The sequence below is a fragment of the Paenibacillus puerhi genome, from assembly GCF_009846885.1.
Taxonomy (GTDB): domain Bacteria; phylum Bacillota; class Bacilli; order Paenibacillales; family NBRC-103111; genus Paenibacillus_G; species Paenibacillus_G puerhi.
In genome coordinates this window covers 110,308-126,976 of record NZ_WUWM01000003.1, presented here as the reverse complement: position 1 = coordinate 126,976, position 16,669 = coordinate 110,308, and the positions used below count along the sequence as shown (strand labels likewise).

Genomic DNA, 16,669 nt, shown 5'->3' with positions numbered 1-16,669 from the left:
AAGTGGGGGGTTGGCCGCGGCAGGAGTTTACCTCGGGTATAGGGAGTATCGAATGCCGCACAAGCGGTAAAATAAGCGCAACGAATGATGACAAGCAACCGACAAATGCACAGGTCCGGGCAGTAGGCCTTCAGTTGGCATTAGTAAATCATACCGTGTTCACGCCTATCTGTACATAGGTTTTCCTAAAGTGCTCGCAAATATATGACGATTATTTGTCCAGTCCAGCGATCGGAAAGGACGAGGCTTTACGTTGAGCCGTTTTTCCAGCATACTGGGAAGAAGAATGCCAACACGAAGAGGAGGAGCGTTGTGTGAGCAGGGAACAGAAAGTGGCGCTTGTAACCGGAGCCTCCAGCGGGTTCGGGCTGTTGACCTCAGTAGCCTTGGCGCATAAAGGGTTTCGGGTTATGGCTACGCTGAGGAATCCGGCCTCATCAGAGCCTCTGATGGAGCGCGCCCGGCGCGATGGCGTGGAGGGTCGTATCGAAACGGCTGTGCTCGATGTTACGGAACCGGCAGCTATCGAAGCTGTGATCGGTGATGTTCGAAGCCGATACGGACGGATTGATGTACTGGTGAACAATGCCGGATTCGCAGTCGGAGGTTTTATCGAGGACGTTCCGATGGAGGCGTTCCGCAGACAGCTGGAGACAAATGTATTCGGTCTGATGGCCGTCACCAAGGCGGTGCTCCCGATGATGCGCGAGCGCGGCGGCGGGTGTATCATCAACATCGGCAGCATGAGCGGCAGATTTGCTTTTCCGGGCTATGGGGCCTATGCCGTATCCAAATTCGCGGTGGAGGGCTTCAGTGAGTCGCTTCGTCTGGAGATGAAGCCGTTCGGCGTCCATGTCGTACTTTTGGAGCCTGGGGCTTACCGGACGGCTATCTGGCAGAAAGGGTTCGATACCATACACGCGCCGGAAGCTTCCGCTTACCGCTCCCTGCTAGAACGGACGCTTCGTATTACCAGAAAGTCGGCAGAAAATGCGCCTGATCCCCAAGAGGTCGCCGATCGAATCGTCCAAATTGTAGGCCTCAGGAAACCTCGTTTCCGCTATCCGCTGGGGAAGGGCTCATCTCTCGCACTGTTCACCAGGGCGGTCGTGCCGTGGGCATGGTATGAACGTTTTGTTGGACGCATGATCAAGTGAAGCATTCCTTCTAGAAGTAGTATAGATTGGGAGATCGAGAAAGATGTGACCTCTAAGACCTTTGGTTTTAGAGGTTTTTGCGTATTTGGACGTGCGAGTCACCTGATAGTTTTCCATATTGTGTTATAATAGTTGGAGTTATTGAAAATCTGGAATTCAGGAATAGGGCATTGCAGTGATATTTAAAACAAAAAAGAGGCGAAAACAATTGATCCTTTGGGTTAATGGTGCATTTGGATCCGGAAAGTCAACAGTATCTTACGAATTGAATAGAAGAATTCCAAATTCGTTTGTTTTTGATCCTGAGAATGTTGGATACTTTATTAGAAAAAATGCACCAAGACAAATATTGAAGGACGATTTTCAAGATCATGAAATATGGCGGGAAATTAACTTTTCAATTCTTCAGACCATAAGTAAAGAATATTCCGGAATTATTATTGTTCCTATGACGATAACGAATCCCCAGTATTTTAAAGAAATCGTCAATAAGTTGAGGGCAAATGGAATTGAGGTCAATCACTTTACTTTACTCGCAAACCGAGAAACATTATTAAAGCGCTTGAAATCCAGAGGAGATAATGAAAACTCATGGCCGGCTAAGCAAATAGACAGATGTATTTCCGCTTTATCTAAGGAAATGTTCCATAAACATATTCACACAGATCACTTAAAACTTGAAGAAGTCATTACACAAATTGCAAATGAGAGCAACCTAGAGTTGAAGCCGGATAACAGAAGCATCATAAAAAAGAAGATGGATAGATTCATCATAAAATTAAAACAAATACGAATCTAATGGAATCAGACGGACACATCTAGCGAACCTGAGTGGCAGAGCCACCCGGCCCTTCGGGCCTTAAGGTTCTCGACGTTATGAATGCAAAAACGTTCGATGAAAGATCAGCAAAAACAGGTAATGAGGGGGAATACTCGATGATCATTGAAAGAGTGACTTCACTTAAACAGAATCAGATTATTAGGTTAATTGAGGATAGTAAGACAGAGGGGCATAGATTTGGTCAGATTTTCATGGATGAATATAGCGGAAATAACAGATTTGACAGGCCTGGGGAATCGTTGTATGTAGCTAGGGAAGAAGATATGGTTATTGGAATATGTGGATTGAATATTGATCCCTACCTCGATCAAATAGATGTTGGTCGAGTAAGACGTTTTTATGTTTTATCTAAGTGCAGAGGTAATGGTGTTGGGAAACAATTGTTACTTACAATAGTGGATGAAGCGAAACAGCATTTCAAGAAATTGACCTTATATACTGAAAATCCAATCGCTGAAAAATTATATATAAGCATGGGTTTTTCGAGAGTAGAGGGAATACATAACGTAAGTCACATCTTGAACTTTGAAGAACAGTTAATAAGAGACTGAGTAAATATTTTCGAAGATGGCCGATCAATCAGATATCACTGCGGTCACTTAAGGTGGTGGGACGTCGTGAATTCAAGAGCGTTATAGGAGTCAGCGCAAATTTTTAGCAAAGAAGATATTAGTGAAGAGGATTATATTGGGGGATCAACATTGAAGATTGATTTTGCGATTGAATCAGATTATGAATTCATTTTAACAAGAGATAAACATATAAATAAGGCACTTATCCAATCGAAAATTAATGCAAATGAAATATTTATTATTCGGGAATCCGGTAAGGAAATAGGTTGGATGAGATATGGCTTCTTCTGGGACAATACGCCATTTATGAATATGATATGGATCGATGAGAGATATAGAGGGGCAGGGATTGGGAAACAAGTCGTTCTTTATTGGGAAAAATTGATGAAATTAAAGGGATTTGAGCTTGTTATGACCTCAACCCTTTCAAATGAAGAGGCTCAACATTTTTATAGAAAACTTGGTTATAGGGATGCCGGATGTTTATTACTTGAGAATGAACCCATGGAATTAATACTAATAAAGAACTTAAATAATGTCGTTAAGTAACTCGAAAAGGACACTGACGTCTAATTACATAGCATTCATGTATCGGGGCTTACTCGGTCAGTCCAAAGTACGGGCAAGGAAAGTATGAGATTTGTTTAGAAACAAGCTAAGGGATGTGATTTTTATGAAAGCAAGGGTTACTGTTATTACTTTAGGTGTAGATGATTTGGAGAGAGCTCTTCAATTTTATAGAGATGGGTTGGGTTTACAGACAGAAGGAATTGTAGGTACTGAATTTGAACATGGAGCTGTTGCCTTTTTTGACTTGCAGGAAGGTTTAAGACTCGCGATCTGGCCTCGGGAAAGTATAGCTTATGATACAAAACTCAATAAAACCTTGCCAAGTCCCACTGAGTTTACTTTAGGCCACAATGTGAGCAGCAAAGAAGAAGTTGATCGGGTTATGGAGCAAGCACGGATAGCAGGGGCATCTATAACAGTTCCGGGACACGATACTTTTTGGGGAGGGTATTCAGGCTACTTTCAAGATCCGGATGGGCATTTGTGGGAAATTGTTTGGAATCCACAGTGGGAAATCAAAGATTAATCATGTTTGAAAGTGGGTTCTAGAAGGACCTGACATCCTATAACATAGCATACAAGCATCGGGGCTAAGCCGCTCGGTGCTTTTTCGCATGCAAAAACTCATTTTGCTATCCTCTCAGCATGACTTTTATAGGTGGTATAGAACACCTGAATATCACAGCCGACCCGACTAATTCGGATAGGCAAATTTCCAACTTATCCTAAATTAATTGCAGTATAATCTTTAATTTATATGGTAAACGTTTTCATTCGCCTGCTTTACTGGATGGCGAGGTTGACACAGTGGGAATATGCGGCCGGCGGAGGCCAGATGAGCGCGAGCTACACATACAGCGGAAGCAATAATGCCGATGACATAGCATGGTATTGGAAAAATGCTGGAGATCAGTACTTAACAGGAGACTGGAATTGGCCTAAAATAGAAAGTAACCATAATAAAACTAAATCTGTCGGGATCAAGAAACCTAACGAGCTAGGATTATACGATATGTCAGGCAATGTAAGGGAATGGTGCTGGGACTGGTACGAAGGCCAGGATAGCGGTGCTGGCTTTTTCCGGGTTGTGAAGGGCGGCGGCTGGATCGGCGACGTCAGCAACAACGAATTATCTTTCCGGGGCAAATTCGACGCGAGCGGCTTTGGGCCCGATCAGGGCTTCCGCTTAATTCGCGGCGAGTAAGCGGGAACCAGACTTCATAAAGGAACAGCACGCCATAAGATTGAACGGTAAAGGATGAAGGATACCTTGACAATGGGACTTACTACGATGAATTGGCAGTACAAATCCAGCGAAGTTGACAGGCTGTTGAACACGCATGATCTGGAGATCGCAGCAATCGATGCGGGAATGGAGGCGACGGTATACAAGGTTTGGTCGACGAAGCTGGATATCGGATTCGCACTGAAGCTTTGGAATAAAAGAAATCCCCCCGATGTAGCGAAGCAGTATCATTTGTTAGAGAAGCTTCGTGAGATGGGGCATTCCGTGTCCAAGCCATATGCATGGGGGCGCAATTCGAAGGGGGAGTTTGTCCTTCTTACCAGTTATGACGGCAAGCCCTTGCCTTTTGATCTTGAGGCCGGCAGCGCGCAGACTGTTGCTCATTTACTGGCTAGCATTCATAGTGCTGATGTTCGTTTACTTAAAGGGCTCGTGCCCCAATTCGATGACTTCGTGAATTACTTTTTTCCTGAATTATCAGCCCATACGGACATAGCGGCAGTGCTGCATAATATTGTTGGCGATATCGAAATCCGGACAGACCGTTTCATCCACGGAGACTTTAATCTGGGGAATATTTTGGAGTATGAAGGAAAATTCACAGTCATTGATTGGACGAATGCCCAATTAGGGGATAGTCGTTATGATTTTGCTTGGGCTAGCTTCCTGATCCTGCTGTACAGCGGCCCGAGATGTTATGAAGCGTTTGTTAAGACTTATACGAATCGAATTCCTTTAGATGCTAAAGAAATCTATAATTTTGAGATGATGGCATGTCTTAGATGGATATGGCTGAGCCGCATAGCGCCGATTCCCAAGCACAAGGATACCGTAACTCGATTGAAGCAATTTATCGATCATCATAGAGAATTGCAAGAAGTTTCTTTGATGTACTAATTCGATGAAAATGAGGACAGTCTCTAAGTACGGGGAGATAGCGGGATTTCCATACCTCTTGTGGTGATCATTCTCCTGTACGACCAGTAGAATGATCACCTTTTTTATACGCTTGTGGATGGCGTTGCGCTGCCAAATGAATGCCGGGTGTTGCTGCTGTCCGTGCGGGTGCGCCGGAAGAGCGGGTTAGACTTCATCCGATTCGCCGCGTGGAAGTTGGTCTTGTTCATAGAGAGCAAGCGGCTCCTCCAAGAGGATAGGATCGGAGTCGATAAAATCCTCCCAGTTCTGGTCGGCTTTCATCTGGTTGCATTCATTGCACGCGCACACGCAATTCACAGGTGTCGTATGCCCACCCTTAGCCCTCGGAACGATATGATCGATCGTATCGCCATACTCTCCGCAGAAGTGACAGGTATACCGGTCCCGGGTCAAAATAAACAGACGAAACGTTTTGTTGCTGTAAATACGTCTTACAGTATGCTTGTTGACGACGATGGCCGCATGCTCGGTAACCAGGTTGACCGCTGTCTCCAGATCGGTCTCCTGCTGCCAGCGCCGTCCCTTGTCGGTACGGCCGCGCATCCACAGAATTCCGTCACGGTTAGGCCGAAGAACAGAAGCGTCCGGCCCCTTCGGTCTAGGGGGCGGAAGCGGCAAAGGCCGCTTGATGCGTATTTTGGGCGGCGGCGGCGGGGCTTCATCATCCGCTTCTTCGTTAGACAGAACAGGAAGAACGACTGGTTTCTTGCGTCTTCTGCGACGCCTGCGCTTCTTGGGGCGGTCTTCCGTAGACTCGCCGGTCGGGATCGAGACCTCCGGCATATCCACGGGATAGACATCCGGCGCTTCAGACTCCGCGTAATCAAGCGTTTCTTCAGTCAGCAGGCTCTCCTGCTTCCTCAGCTTCCGGCATGCCCGGCATGTACCGCGGCGTGCCGACTTTCCTCCGCGTCTTCCACTGCGGCGTAGAAACTCGGTAAGAGGCTTGTCCTCATGGCACTGAGCGCATGACTTATAGGCAGGGGCAGCCCCCTCGGTCAATTGTTCCTGGTTGTCGCTATGCAGCTCTTGCTCGAAGTGGTCCACCTCATCGTTTCCTCTCGCTAGGTATATCTCTATTGTACAACAAAACGGCTTACATCCCAACATCGGCCAGCCTGATAGGCAACAAATGAAAAAAATAGCGAGCAGCCGACCTTGAATCAGGCCGGCTGCTCGCTGGTGAAGCTGACAACATTGAATATTAAGCCTGGCTGGCGGCAATCGCCTGCTCCAGATCATAGCGGATGTCCCGCAGCGATTCGGTGCCGATCGACAGCCGGATCAGGCCCGGCGTAACGCCTGCCGCCAGCTGCTCCTCTTCCTTCAGCTGGGCATGCGTCGTGCTAGCCGGGTGGATGATCAGCGACTTGGAATCGCCGACATTGGCCAAATGGGAGAATAGCTTGACGCTGTGAATCAGCTTTTTACCGGCGTCTAGCCCTCCCTTGATCTCGAAGGTCAGGATTGCGCCCTGTCCGTCCGGCAAGTATTTCTGAGCCAGCGCGTAGGAGGGGTGGCTCTCCAGGCCGGGGTAACCGACGGATTCGACTGCCTCGTGCTGCTCCAGGAAACGGGCAATCGCCAAGGCGTTGGAGCTGTGCCGCTCCAGCCGCAGATGCAGCGTTTCGAGTCCCTGCAAGAGCAGGAACGAATTGAAGGGGGAGAGCGCCGAGCCGAGATCCCGCAGCAGCTGCACGCGGGCTTTGATGATATAGGCGGCAGGGCCGAACGCTTCCGTATACACGATCCCGTTATAGCTCGGGTCGGCTTCGGTCAGTCCGCTAAACTTGCCGCTCGCCGCCCAATCGAACTTGCCTCCGTCCACGATGATCCCGCCGATCGTAGTGCCGTGACCGCCGATGAATTTGGTCGCCGAGTGAACGACGATATCCGCCCCATGCTCGATCGGACGCAGCAGATAGGGGCTGGGGAACGTATTGTCGACGATAAGTGGAATGCCATGACCGTGGGCGATGGCGGCGACCGCCTCGATATCCAGGACATCGCCCCTGGGATTGCCGATGGTTTCACCAAAAATAGCCTTAGTTTTATCCGTCAGTACTCTCCGGAAATTCTCCGGGTCGGACGGGTCGACGAAGATAACCTTGATGCCCAGCTTCGGCAGCGATTGCGCAAACAGATTATAGGTTCCTCCGTACAGGCTCGCTGAGGACACAATCTCATCGCCGGCCGAGGCGATGTTCAATATCGAATAGGTGATAGCCGCTTGCCCGGAAGCGACGGATAGCGCGCCTACCCCGCCTTCCAGTGCGGCAACCCGCTGCTCCAGCACGTCGCTGGTCGGATTGTTCACTCGCGTATAGATGTTGCCGAATTCCTTCAGCGCGAACAGGCTGGCGGCATGCTCGGTATCGCGGAAGCCGTAGGAAGTCGTTTGATAGATCGGCACAGCCCGCGACTGGGTCGTCGGGTCGATCTGCTGTCCTCCGTGGACAGCCAGCGTATCCAACTCATAGGCTCTTTCTTCGCTCATCTTCAGTTCCTCCTCAGGTTTGGTTAATCATTAAAATGCCGGTACGACGGCCACTCCGTATTTGTCCGTAATAAATTTCTTCACTTCGGCCGTCTTCAAGGCGGCGTCCAGCTTTTTGACTTCATCGCGGCTTTCTTCTCCCTTGCGTACGACGATGACGTTCGCGTACGGTGAATTGGCATCCTCGCGGAACAAGGCGCTCTTCGGATCCAGCTTCGCCTCCAGCACCAGATTCGTATTGATGATAGCGCCGTCCAGATCGGGCAGGGCTCTCGGGAGTGTAGCGGAATCGGCTTCGACGAACTTCAGGTTTTTCGGATTCTCCACGATATCCTTGGGAGTCGCCTCATAGGTCGTCAGACCGCTCTTGAGCTTGATCAGCCCTTGCTGCTCAAGCAGCACCAGCGCCCGATACTCGTTGGACGGATTGTTCGGAATCCCAATGCTGGCGCCGTCCTTGAGCTCATCCTTGGACTTCACCTTGCTCGAATAGAACCCGATCGGCTCGACGTGGACCTTGGTGGTAACGGCGAAGTCGTAGCCTTTCTCCTTCTTGACCGAATCCAGATAGGGGACGTGCTGAAAATAGTTGGCGTCGATCTTCTTGTCCTTGAGCGCCGGATTAAGCTGCCCCTCGTCATCGAAGACGACGATCTCCAGATTCACGCCTTGCTCCTTCAGCTTGGGCTTCACCTGGTTCAGAATCTCGGCGTGCGGGACTGCCGCAGCTCCGATCTTCAGGGTCGTCTCCTTCTTCGCTTCGCCGGACGTGGGCGCAGAGGCCTGCTCACCGCCTGAGCCGGAGGCAGGTGCTGTGCCGCACGCCGAAGCGAGTGCGGCGAACAAAACCAGGGCGGACAATAAGGTGCTTGCTGAACGTTTTCTCATCATGACAACACTCCCGAATATAAGTTAGGTATAGCTTGAAGCTTGGTTATACACCGGCTAACCGGCAAGGTGCCGACAGCCGACAGCCGACAATGCCGACTGACGACGGACCGGCGAACGGTGCTCTTACTCCGGCTTGAATCGTTTGCGCCGGATCGCTCTGGCGATCGAATCGCCCGACCATTGAATCAGCGCAACCAGTGCAATGATGAGGATGACGGTGGCGAACAGGACATCCACTCGAAAACGCTGGTAGCCGAAGCGGATAGCGAGGCTGCCGAGTCCTCCGGCGCCGATCGCGCCGGCTACCGCCGTAAATTCCGTAATGGCGATGATCGCGATCGTGATGCCGCGGATTAACGCCGGCAGCGCTTCGGGGATGAGCACGCGGAAGATGATCGTCCACGGGGAAGCCCCGATGGACAAAGCCGCTTCAATTTTGCCATGGCTGACCTCCTTCAAGGAGTTCTCGATCACCCGGCCAAGGAACGGAGCCGCTCCGATGGACAGGGAAACGATAGCCGCTGTCGGCCCAAGCGTCGTTCCGACGATCAGGCGGGATAAGGGCAGCAGCAGCACGATCAAAATAATAAACGGCAGCGATCGTACGCAGTTGATCAGTGTTCCGACGGTCTTGTGCAGAAAGGGAGCCTCCCAAATATGTCCCCTGTCCGTCACAACCAGCAGTATACCGAGCGCTATGCCGAGCACGAGAGCGAAGAGGGAGGACCAGAACACCATATACAGCGTCTCGATCAGCCCTTCTCTCAGCAATTCGGGAAGGTCGTCTCTCATATGCCGGCCCCCGCTCCCTCCAGCACCTGACGCTTTTGCCGGTAACGGTCGACGATGCTGACGAATCGCCGGGCGGTATCGCTCTCAGGCTGCAGGAAGAATTTGTCGACCGTACCGGTCTCGACGATCCGTCCATTCTCCAATACCGCCATATGGCGGCATATGTGCTGCAGGACATCAAGCTCATGGGTGATCAGCACAATGGTCAGATTCAGCTGCCGGTTGATGTCCTTCAGGAGCTCAAGAATGGCATACGTGGTTTGCGGATCGAGAGCGGACGTCGCTTCGTCGCTGAGCAGCACATCCGGCTCATTGGCAAGCGCCCGGGCAATCCCTACCCGCTGCTTTTGTCCCCCGCTCAGCTGCGAAGGATAGCTGTCTTCCTTGTCGCTCAGCTTCACGAGATCGAGAATGTCCCGGACGCGCTCCCGGACGAAGGCCTTGGAATGACCCGCGACCTCCAGAGGAAACGCGATATTCTGGAAAACAGTCTTGGCATCCAGCAGGTTGAACTGCTGAAAAATCATGCCGATCTTCCGCCGGGCGAGGCGAAGCTCCCGTTCGTTCAGATCCGTTATAACGCTGCCGCCGATCTCGATGCGCCCGGAGTCCGGCTCCTCCAGCCGGTTGAGGCAGCGGATGAGGGTGGATTTGCCGGCCCCGCTGAAGCCGATGATGCCGAAGATGTCTCCTTGGTTCACCTGGAGATGGATGCGATCCAGTACGGTCGTCGTTTGATGGCCCGTTCGGAAAGTTTTCGTAAGATTAGAGACCGCGATCATGCCTTCACCCGCTTTACTGAAGTAGGGTACGGAGAAAAAAAGAACCAAGCCGCAGATGTCCCGGACAGGAACACGCACAGCTTGGTTTCCAGAGAACTGGTCAACCGATAGGAAGCTTGGAATTTAATCCGATATTTCCCATGTGTTTAATATATTTTAAGTTGAAGCTAGGCACTCTGTCAATAAGCAAAATCAAAACGTCGTTTACAAAAACATAACATGCAGAACATGGTCAGCTTTTTACAGCTAATGGTATAGTTATACCGAAATGTTTTACTAAAACAACCAGTTTAAACAGTAACTTGTAAGAAATCCGCAACCTTTTTCCAGTATTTCCCGTTATTAAGAATCATGGCCATGAGTAACATCCAACGCATTACGATTACGGCTTGGCTTTTTTTCTGTGCCTTACCCGGCCGGAATAGGAAGCCGGCTTGCTTAAAGGAGCGTGCCCGAGCTTATGTCCTCCCGTCCATCTTCTGTGCAGGCCAAACAGAGAGAGTCTGCAGTCCCTTCGACTATGGAAACGATGAAGCTGCTTTTTCTTCAGCTAAGACCGAAGCAGTGGAGTAAAAATTTGCTGGTTTTCAGCGCACTCATATTTTCCGTTGACCGCGTCCAGCTATGGAGTCTGCAGGCCAATGTGCAAGCTTTTATTTTATTTTGCCTTGTATCCGGCTGCGTATATATTTTTAACGATTATATGGACCGGGAGGCTGACCGGCATCATCCGGAGAAGCGCAAGAGGCCGATGGCCTCCGGAAGATTGAATCCGCAGACGGCGCTCGCGTTCGGAGTTTTCCTGCTGATCCTGTCGCTCAGTGCGGCTTTTATCCAGCAAGTGCTATTCGGGCTTGTACTCTCGCTGTACGGCGTCCTGAATATCGCGTATTCGCTCAAGCTTAAGCATGTCGTCATTCTTGATCTGATGATTATCGCTTCCGGCTTTGTTATCCGGGCGATTGGCGGCGGTCTGGTGATCGGGGTAAGCTTTACCCCGTGGTTTCTCCTGTGCGTGTTCCTGTTGTCCCTGTTCCTTGCAATCGGCAAACGCAGGCATGAGCTGCTTCTGCTGGAGAGCAGCAAGGCTTCGCATCGTCAAGTGCTCGAGCATTATTCGGAGCCGTTATTGAATCAGATGTCAGGCATCGTGACGACGCTTTGCATCATGTGCTATTCGCTTTTTACCTTTATGTCCGGACGGACGGTTTATTTGATGTGGACGATTCCATTCGTGCTCTATGGCATTTTCAGATATTTATATCTGATTCATGTTCTGGGCAAGGGGGGGAAGCCGGATGCGCTGCTGTTTGAGGATAAAGGAATATTGACGACCGTCGTGCTGTTCGGGGCAGCTGTCATTATTATACTTGGCGTGTGGAACTGACAAGAGAGAGCGGGGTTGAATACAGAATGCATGCTTATTTGTACGTGGTCATGTCTGTCGTCCTTGGCGCGGCCGGGCAGGTGCTGATGAAGCTGGGGACGACAAAAATCTCCGTCGCCGACGCCGAAGGCTTGCTGGGCAAGCTCATCATGATGTTTACACAGCCCTACATACTCGGGGGCTTGGCCTGTTACGGCTTATCGGCTGTAGCATGGATATTCGCATTGTCCCGTCTGCCGCTGTCCCAGGCTTACCCCATGGTGGCTGCAGGCTATGTCCTCGTGTTTGTCGTCTCCGTGCTGTTATTCAAGGAAGCCGTCACCCTCCCCAAGGTAGGCGGTATGATGCTTATCGTGGCGGGGGTGATTGTCCTTGCCAAATAGTCTGCACTCGGGGCTTTCCCGGCGAGCGGCCTTTGCGCTGAACACGTCGTTTTTTCTGCTGGGCCTGCAGGGCGCCGCTTATTCCTCCATGCTGCTTCTGCTGGCTCTGCGGCTGCCTATAGGCCCCTGGCCTCTGGCCTTGCTCATCCTTCTTATCTTCGGGGCTGTTGTTGCGTGGATGACGCATAGAGCCGGATGGCGTCCGTTGCTCCCGGCCCTGTTGGCCCTTTGTCTTACAGTGGCGTCCGTCCTTCTGAATGGCTGGGTATATGATTCCTCCTTCGATGGCCAGGGTTACCATCAACTGGCGATCTGGAGTCTGCAGCACGGCTGGAACCCGTTGTACGAGCCTCGATTTGACGATTCGCTCTGGGTCATGCATTATCCGAAGGCCGCTTGGCTGACAGGGGCGTCCGCCGGGCTATTATCGGGGATGACGGATACGGGGAAGTCGCTCAATCTGATCGCCATCTGCGCATCCTTTCTGTCTGCGTTTGCTTTTCTATGCCGCCTGCTCGAGCGGATGGAAGGGCGGAGGAATCAAGCGACAGACGGAGCAGCCCTCTCGCTGAGAGGACTTCCGGCGATTGCTTGGCTGGTGGCAGCCGCGGCTGCCTGCAATCCGGTGACCCTGATCCAATTGTTCACTCACTACAATGACGGATTGATCGGCAGCTTGCTGCTGACGCTCCTGGCCTCGCTTGGCTATTACGCCCTGCAGGCTGATCGCAGGGCGCTGGCGAGCTCGTCAGTATGCATCGTGTTGCTGATCAATATCAAGTTTACGGTTATTGCTTATGCCGGACTTATCTGTCTGTTTTTCCTCGGGTACCTGGCATTGCTCGAGCTGAAACGCCCAGAAAGGTCATCCGGCGGGCAGAAGCGGTGGAAGCAGCTTTGGAGTCCGGACAGCCGTCTTAAGGCGCCGCTCCTTTTCCTTGGAGCTGTGGGTATCGCGGCAGTTGCTGTGTTCGGGTACAATCCTTACCTAACGAATTGGATCAGTCATGGGCATCCGCTTTATCCCCTCGCAGGGCCGGGAAAGCTCGATATTATGACCCTTAATTCCCCCGCCGACTTCATCGGGAAGAACCGTTTAGAGAAATTCATTCTGTCTTATACGGCCAAGACGGAAGACCCGATTACCCCCTGGGAGTCGAGGCGGGCTTCGATATGGAAGCCGGGACTTGGGGCGTTCCTGAAGATGGAGGTGGACACCCGCACAGGGGGCTTCGGGCCGTTGACGCTATGGTTGTTTATTGGCTCGATGGGGCTTGGCGCGCTTATGCTGGCGCTGGACCCGCGCCGGACGGCAGCCGGCGCATGGATAGCGGCCGCGCTGCTGGCGACCGTATTCATCAATCCCGAGTGCTGGTGGGCCCGATATGTGCCCCAGCTCTGGCTGCTGCCGCTTGTACTCGTCGTGACGGCAGCCTTGTCAATGCGTCGCTTGCTTCGGATAGGGGCTTGGGCCCTTCTGCTGGTAGCCCTGGTCAATGCGACGGGCGCAGGAGGCATCAGCGCAGCCCGTCAAATGTTCAAGAGCCTCATGATTCACGAGCAATATGAGAGCCTTCAGGCCGCGGAGGAAGCTCCGCTGCGGGTGCTCACCGAGGGGATTTCCTCCATTGAGTACAGGCTCCAAACGTATGGCATTCCTTACGAACTGGTGTCGCGGGAGGAGCTGTGCGGACAGCCGCAGCGCTTTTATTATACGATAGGATCGTACTGCACGGAGAGTATGGAATAGAAGGAGGATGGCTTGTGTATGCTTTAGCGCCGCTCATCGGCTGGCTGGTAGCCGGATCGCTCAAATTCGCGATCAATCATCTGCGGTATGGCAACGCTAGGGAGCGCATCGGCAACGGGGGCTTCCCAAGCACGCATACAACGATCGTAGCGACGACAGCCGCGCTGATCGGGTTTGGCGAAGGGTTCGATAGCGCCGCGTTCGGACTCGGCGTGGCCGTGGTCTTCATCGTCATCATCGATGCGACCGGTCTAAGGCGGCATGTCGGCCGCCATGCGGAAGCGCTGAATGGCTTGAGGCCCGAGGGTCGAAAGCTGCGCGTGAGCATGGGCCACTCGGCGCTTGAAGTCATCGGGGGACTTGCGCTAGGAGGCTTGCTTGGATACGGGCTTAGCCTGACCGGCTGGTAGGGACAGGAGAGACTCCCTTCCGTGTGGAGGCTGCTAACAAGAAAGCTCGCTCCTCTGTCCGCTTGCAGGCGGATCGGGGAGCGAGCTTTTGATTTGCTAGAAGAATGGCTGCCGGATGTTGCTCAGCGCAGCAGCTTCAGAAACTCACGCATGAAACCCGGAAGGTCCGGCCAGGCGTGGCCCGAAACCAGCTTGCCGTCGACATGCAGAGGATTTGTTGCGTAGGTGGCGCCAAGCTGCTCCACGTCTAGACGACAAGCGGTGTAGGCAGTCAGCGTGCGGCCTTCAAAGAAGCTGGTATCCTTCAGCGAAGCGAATACCTGAGCGGCGTGGCAGATGGCGCCCACCGGCTTGTCCGCCTCCAGGAAATGACGGAGAATACGCGGCACATTCGCATCCGAGCGGATATACTCGGGCGCTCTTCCGCCCGGAATAATCAGGCCGTCATACTCGGATGGATCGACGTCGGCAAAAGCCACATGGGCCTGCAGGAGATGGGCCGGCTTCTCGGTGTAGGTCTCCCAGCCATCGATGAAGTCGTGTACGACGGTATGCAGCACTTTTTTGGCGGGGGCGGCAATGACGGCTTCATAGCCTTCCTCCAGCAGCCGATAATAAGGATAATACACCTCAAGTACCTCTGCGGCGTCGCCAGTAAGCAGCAAAACTTTCTTGGACATCGATACTCACGCTCCTCGCTTTAAGTGTAAAGGGCTTGTCTTCATTATCCCCGCTGGCGACTGGTCTTGTAAACGGGTGAAAATTGACAGAATTTGTCGAAATCAAGGGGAAAATGGGGGCTGCGGGGAACTGGACCAAAGTCCAGCATCGAATCTTTACCGGAGAAGGGGGACAGTGGCTCGGACCCTGTGGTAAAGTGAAGCCAGTGAGTAACCTTACATAGGAGAGATTATGGATGAATAAACAGGTATTGGCGGGAGCCGCATTGGTTTTACTGGGAGCGAGCATGTTCTTGACCCGAGGGGAGACGTTCGGAGTCGGTACGCTGTTCGAGTACTATTGGCCCAGCATGTTCCTCATACCGCTCGGGCTATTCTTTCACTGGATGTATTTCTCGGTGACAAGAAGAAGAGGAGTCGGGCTGCTGGTTCCGGGAGGGATCCTTTTCACAGCGGGTGTCGTGTGTCAGATCGCGACCTTGTTTGACGCTTGGGCGTTCATGTGGCCGGGATTCATACTGGCGGTAGCGATAGGGCTTTTCGAGCTGTACTGGTTCGGCGGGCGCCAAAGAGGATTATTGATTCCGATCAACATCCTGGGCGCGCTGTCGATCATCTTCTTCGCCGTCTTCACGCTCGGGTCGATCCTGAGCCGGCTTTCGTCCGGCGGTCCGATCGTAGCGATCGTGCTGATCGCGGCCGGAGCATTTCTGATGATCGGGCGTAAGAAGTCGATGTAAGGACGAAGGCATTTCTTCGGCGGGCCCTTCTGGTTTCCAGTGGAATCAGGAGGGCCTAAGTTCGTGGTTTTTGTTGTTCGGATAAGGTATATTAATTAAGTATGGTGTAAAAAGATAGTAAGGCAGGTAAGTGGGCTATGAAAAGACTTATCATTTCGGGATATAAGGCAAGTGAAATTGGTATTTTTTCTAATAAGAACATAGCCGTAACCTATATCCAAAAGGCAATTGAGAAGAAGCTAATCCCTTTGATAGAGGAAGGGCTGGAGTGGGTTATTATCACGGGACAATGGGGAGTAGAATTATGGGCCGGGGAAGTGGTTTTAAAGCTTAAGAGTGATTATCCGGACGTTAAGCTGGCTGTCATTACTCCCTTTCTATCGATACAAGAAAAATGGAACGAAGAGAAGCAGGAATACTTCAATCGAATTATTAAACAAGCCGACTTTGTAGATTCGGCATCTAAAGAAGTATACAGGGGGCCATGGCAGTTTACCCAGTTAAATACATTTCTGATCCGCAATTCGGACGGGATGTTGCTGCTCTTTGACGAAGAGGCGCATCCAGACAGCTCCCCAAGGTATATGAAGCAATTAGCGCAAGCAAAGGCGATCCAAAGCGATTACTATTTACATTGTATGAATATGTATGACCTTCAGATGGTCGTGGAAGAAGCAGCTATGGATCAGGAGCACAGCTATGAGCAGGAGCCGGAATCCTGAGTTCGTCACATAAAATGGCTTGATGTTCTGGGCTATCACCTTTCTCTATGGTCAGAAGGAGGTGAACCAGTCACATCAAAGCCATTTTTTTGTTGATTTCACACGTTATTCGCGATACGAGCTTGTGCAGTTTTAGTAAAATATTTACTAAAGAAATCAGACATTCATTCTTTTACAGGTATCTGAATGCATAGGTTTCCTTTGAAAATGTCTATGTCGTACAAGCGATTATGTGTATTCATCCAAAAAATAAGATGAAAGGGCTTGCATCTATAAAATGACCTTGTTATAATCTAAAATATATTAGTAA

Annotated in this window: 18 protein-coding genes and 1 pseudogene; 13 read left to right on the top strand and 6 right to left on the bottom strand. The window is 51.3% G+C overall.

Annotated features, from left to right (window positions below; genetic code table 11):
* Positions 1-314: 314 nt before the first annotated feature.
* From GSF01_RS04030 to GSF01_RS04000, 7 genes and pseudogenes are all read left to right on the top strand, one after another.
* The gene (locus GSF01_RS04030; protein ID WP_159881736.1) at positions 315-1,157 is read left to right on the top strand and encodes an SDR family oxidoreductase; all 843 of its coding nucleotides are present in this window, start codon (positions 315-317) and stop codon (positions 1,155-1,157) included.
* A gap of 175 nt (positions 1,158-1,332) precedes the next feature.
* Complete coding sequence (locus GSF01_RS04025; protein ID WP_159881735.1) at positions 1,333-1,956, top strand: AAA family ATPase; 624 nt, start codon at positions 1,333-1,335, stop codon at positions 1,954-1,956.
* Between the two features lie 77 nt (positions 1,957-2,033).
* Positions 2,034-2,549: a GNAT family N-acetyltransferase gene (locus tag GSF01_RS04020; protein ID WP_159881734.1), complete on the top strand. Its 516-nt coding sequence runs from the start codon at positions 2,034-2,036 to the stop codon at positions 2,547-2,549.
* 150 nt (positions 2,550-2,699) lie between these two features.
* On the top strand, positions 2,700-3,119 hold the full coding sequence (locus tag GSF01_RS04015) for a GNAT family N-acetyltransferase (protein ID WP_159881733.1): 420 nt from the start codon (positions 2,700-2,702) through the stop codon (positions 3,117-3,119).
* 124 nt (positions 3,120-3,243) lie between these two features.
* Positions 3,244-3,666, top strand: a complete 423-nt coding sequence (locus tag GSF01_RS04010) for a VOC family protein (RefSeq protein ID WP_159881845.1) — start codon at positions 3,244-3,246, stop codon at positions 3,664-3,666.
* Between the two features lie 279 nt (positions 3,667-3,945).
* Positions 3,946-4,344, top strand: a pseudogene (locus GSF01_RS04005) (SUMF1/EgtB/PvdO family nonheme iron enzyme); the annotation flags it as partial.
* Positions 4,345-4,398: 54 nt separating this feature from the next.
* Positions 4,399-5,283 carry a phosphotransferase family protein gene (locus GSF01_RS04000; protein WP_159881731.1) on the top strand — a complete coding sequence of 295 codons (885 nt, stop codon included), beginning with the start codon at positions 4,399-4,401 and terminating at the stop codon, positions 5,281-5,283.
* Between the two features lie 186 nt (positions 5,284-5,469).
* Here GSF01_RS04000 and GSF01_RS03995 read toward each other — a convergent pair whose 3' ends face one another.
* The 5 genes from GSF01_RS03995 to GSF01_RS03975 form a co-directional block, all read right to left on the bottom strand.
* Entirely contained in the window at positions 5,470-6,372 is a 903-nt protein-coding gene (locus tag GSF01_RS03995; protein ID WP_235941265.1) for an HNH endonuclease, read from the bottom strand.
* 157 nt (positions 6,373-6,529) lie between these two features.
* Positions 6,530-7,822 (bottom strand): homocysteine synthase, encoded by a 1,293-nt coding sequence (locus GSF01_RS03990; protein WP_159881729.1) that lies wholly within the window; start codon positions 7,820-7,822, stop codon positions 6,530-6,532.
* 30 nt (positions 7,823-7,852) lie between these two features.
* On the bottom strand, positions 7,853-8,713 hold the full coding sequence (locus GSF01_RS03985) for a MetQ/NlpA family ABC transporter substrate-binding protein (protein ID WP_159881728.1): 861 nt from the start codon (positions 8,711-8,713) through the stop codon (positions 7,853-7,855).
* Positions 8,714-8,836: 123 nt separating this feature from the next.
* Positions 8,837-9,505 carry a methionine ABC transporter permease gene (locus GSF01_RS03980; protein ID WP_159881727.1) on the bottom strand — a complete coding sequence of 223 codons (669 nt, stop codon included), beginning with the start codon at positions 9,503-9,505 and terminating at the stop codon, positions 8,837-8,839.
* On the bottom strand, positions 9,502-10,287 hold the full coding sequence (locus tag GSF01_RS03975; RefSeq protein WP_159881844.1) for a methionine ABC transporter ATP-binding protein: 786 nt from the start codon (positions 10,285-10,287) through the stop codon (positions 9,502-9,504). Before GSF01_RS03975 ends, GSF01_RS03980 begins: the two co-directional genes overlap by 4 nt.
* 460 nt (positions 10,288-10,747) lie before the next feature.
* Between GSF01_RS03975 and GSF01_RS03970 the strand changes: the two genes are divergently transcribed.
* Genes GSF01_RS03970 through GSF01_RS03955 form a run of 4 tightly spaced genes read left to right on the top strand, consistent with a single transcriptional unit; the run spans position 10,748 to position 14,217 of the window.
* Positions 10,748-11,674, top strand: coding sequence for a decaprenyl-phosphate phosphoribosyltransferase (locus GSF01_RS03970; protein WP_159881726.1), 927 nt, complete (start codon positions 10,748-10,750; stop codon positions 11,672-11,674).
* A 26-nt stretch (positions 11,675-11,700) separates the two neighbouring features.
* The gene (locus GSF01_RS03965) at positions 11,701-12,057 is read left to right on the top strand and encodes a DMT family transporter (protein ID WP_159881725.1); all 357 of its coding nucleotides are present in this window, start codon (positions 11,701-11,703) and stop codon (positions 12,055-12,057) included.
* Entirely contained in the window at positions 12,047-13,807 is a 1,761-nt protein-coding gene (locus tag GSF01_RS03960) for a hypothetical protein (RefSeq protein ID WP_159881724.1), read from the top strand. The genes GSF01_RS03965 and GSF01_RS03960 overlap by 11 nt, the downstream gene beginning before the upstream one ends.
* Positions 13,808-13,821: 14 nt before the next feature.
* Entirely contained in the window at positions 13,822-14,217 is a 396-nt protein-coding gene (locus GSF01_RS03955; protein ID WP_235941263.1) for a divergent PAP2 family protein, read from the top strand.
* Between the two features lie 122 nt (positions 14,218-14,339).
* On the opposite strand, the gene GSF01_RS03950 is transcribed toward GSF01_RS03955, so the two are convergent.
* Positions 14,340-14,897 (bottom strand): DJ-1/PfpI family protein, encoded by a 558-nt coding sequence (locus GSF01_RS03950; protein ID WP_159881723.1) that lies wholly within the window; start codon positions 14,895-14,897, stop codon positions 14,340-14,342.
* 236 nt (positions 14,898-15,133) lie between these two features.
* Here GSF01_RS03950 and GSF01_RS03945 point away from each other — a divergent pair, with 236 nt between their 5' ends.
* Both GSF01_RS03945 and GSF01_RS03940 read left to right on the top strand, forming a co-directional pair.
* On the top strand, positions 15,134-15,637 hold the full coding sequence (locus GSF01_RS03945; protein ID WP_159881722.1) for a hypothetical protein: 504 nt from the start codon (positions 15,134-15,136) through the stop codon (positions 15,635-15,637).
* Positions 15,638-15,774: 137 nt separating this feature from the next.
* Positions 15,775-16,359 (top strand): DUF1273 domain-containing protein, encoded by a 585-nt coding sequence (locus GSF01_RS03940; RefSeq protein WP_159881721.1) that lies wholly within the window; start codon positions 15,775-15,777, stop codon positions 16,357-16,359.
* The last annotated feature ends 310 nt before the right edge of the window (positions 16,360-16,669 follow it).

Excerpts from the sequence above, each read along its gene's own strand:
- GSF01_RS03940 (WP_159881721.1), top strand. The coding sequence starts at position 15,775 with ATGAAAAGACTTATCATTTCGGGATATAAGGCAAGTGAAATTGGTATT.
- GSF01_RS03970 (WP_159881726.1), top strand. The coding sequence starts at position 10,748 with ATGTCCTCCCGTCCATCTTCTGTGCAGGCCAAACAGAGAGAGTCTGCA.
- GSF01_RS03965 (WP_159881725.1), top strand. The coding sequence starts at position 11,701 with ATGCATGCTTATTTGTACGTGGTCATGTCTGTCGTCCTTGGCGCGGCC.
- GSF01_RS03950 (WP_159881723.1), bottom strand. The coding sequence starts at position 14,897 with ATGTCCAAGAAAGTTTTGCTGCTTACTGGCGACGCCGCAGAGGTACTT.
- GSF01_RS04020 (WP_159881734.1), top strand. The coding sequence starts at position 2,034 with ATGAATGCAAAAACGTTCGATGAAAGATCAGCAAAAACAGGTAATGAG.
- GSF01_RS03980 (WP_159881727.1), bottom strand. The coding sequence starts at position 9,505 with ATGAGAGACGACCTTCCCGAATTGCTGAGAGAAGGGCTGATCGAGACG.
- GSF01_RS03975 (WP_159881844.1), bottom strand. The coding sequence starts at position 10,287 with ATGATCGCGGTCTCTAATCTTACGAAAACTTTCCGAACGGGCCATCAA.
- GSF01_RS03945 (WP_159881722.1), top strand. The coding sequence starts at position 15,134 with ATGAATAAACAGGTATTGGCGGGAGCCGCATTGGTTTTACTGGGAGCG.
- GSF01_RS04000 (WP_159881731.1), top strand. The coding sequence starts at position 4,399 with ATGAAGGATACCTTGACAATGGGACTTACTACGATGAATTGGCAGTAC.
- GSF01_RS04010 (WP_159881845.1), top strand. The coding sequence starts at position 3,244 with ATGAAAGCAAGGGTTACTGTTATTACTTTAGGTGTAGATGATTTGGAG.
- GSF01_RS03985 (WP_159881728.1), bottom strand. The coding sequence starts at position 8,713 with ATGATGAGAAAACGTTCAGCAAGCACCTTATTGTCCGCCCTGGTTTTG.
- GSF01_RS03990 (WP_159881729.1), bottom strand. The coding sequence starts at position 7,822 with ATGAGCGAAGAAAGAGCCTATGAGTTGGATACGCTGGCTGTCCACGGA.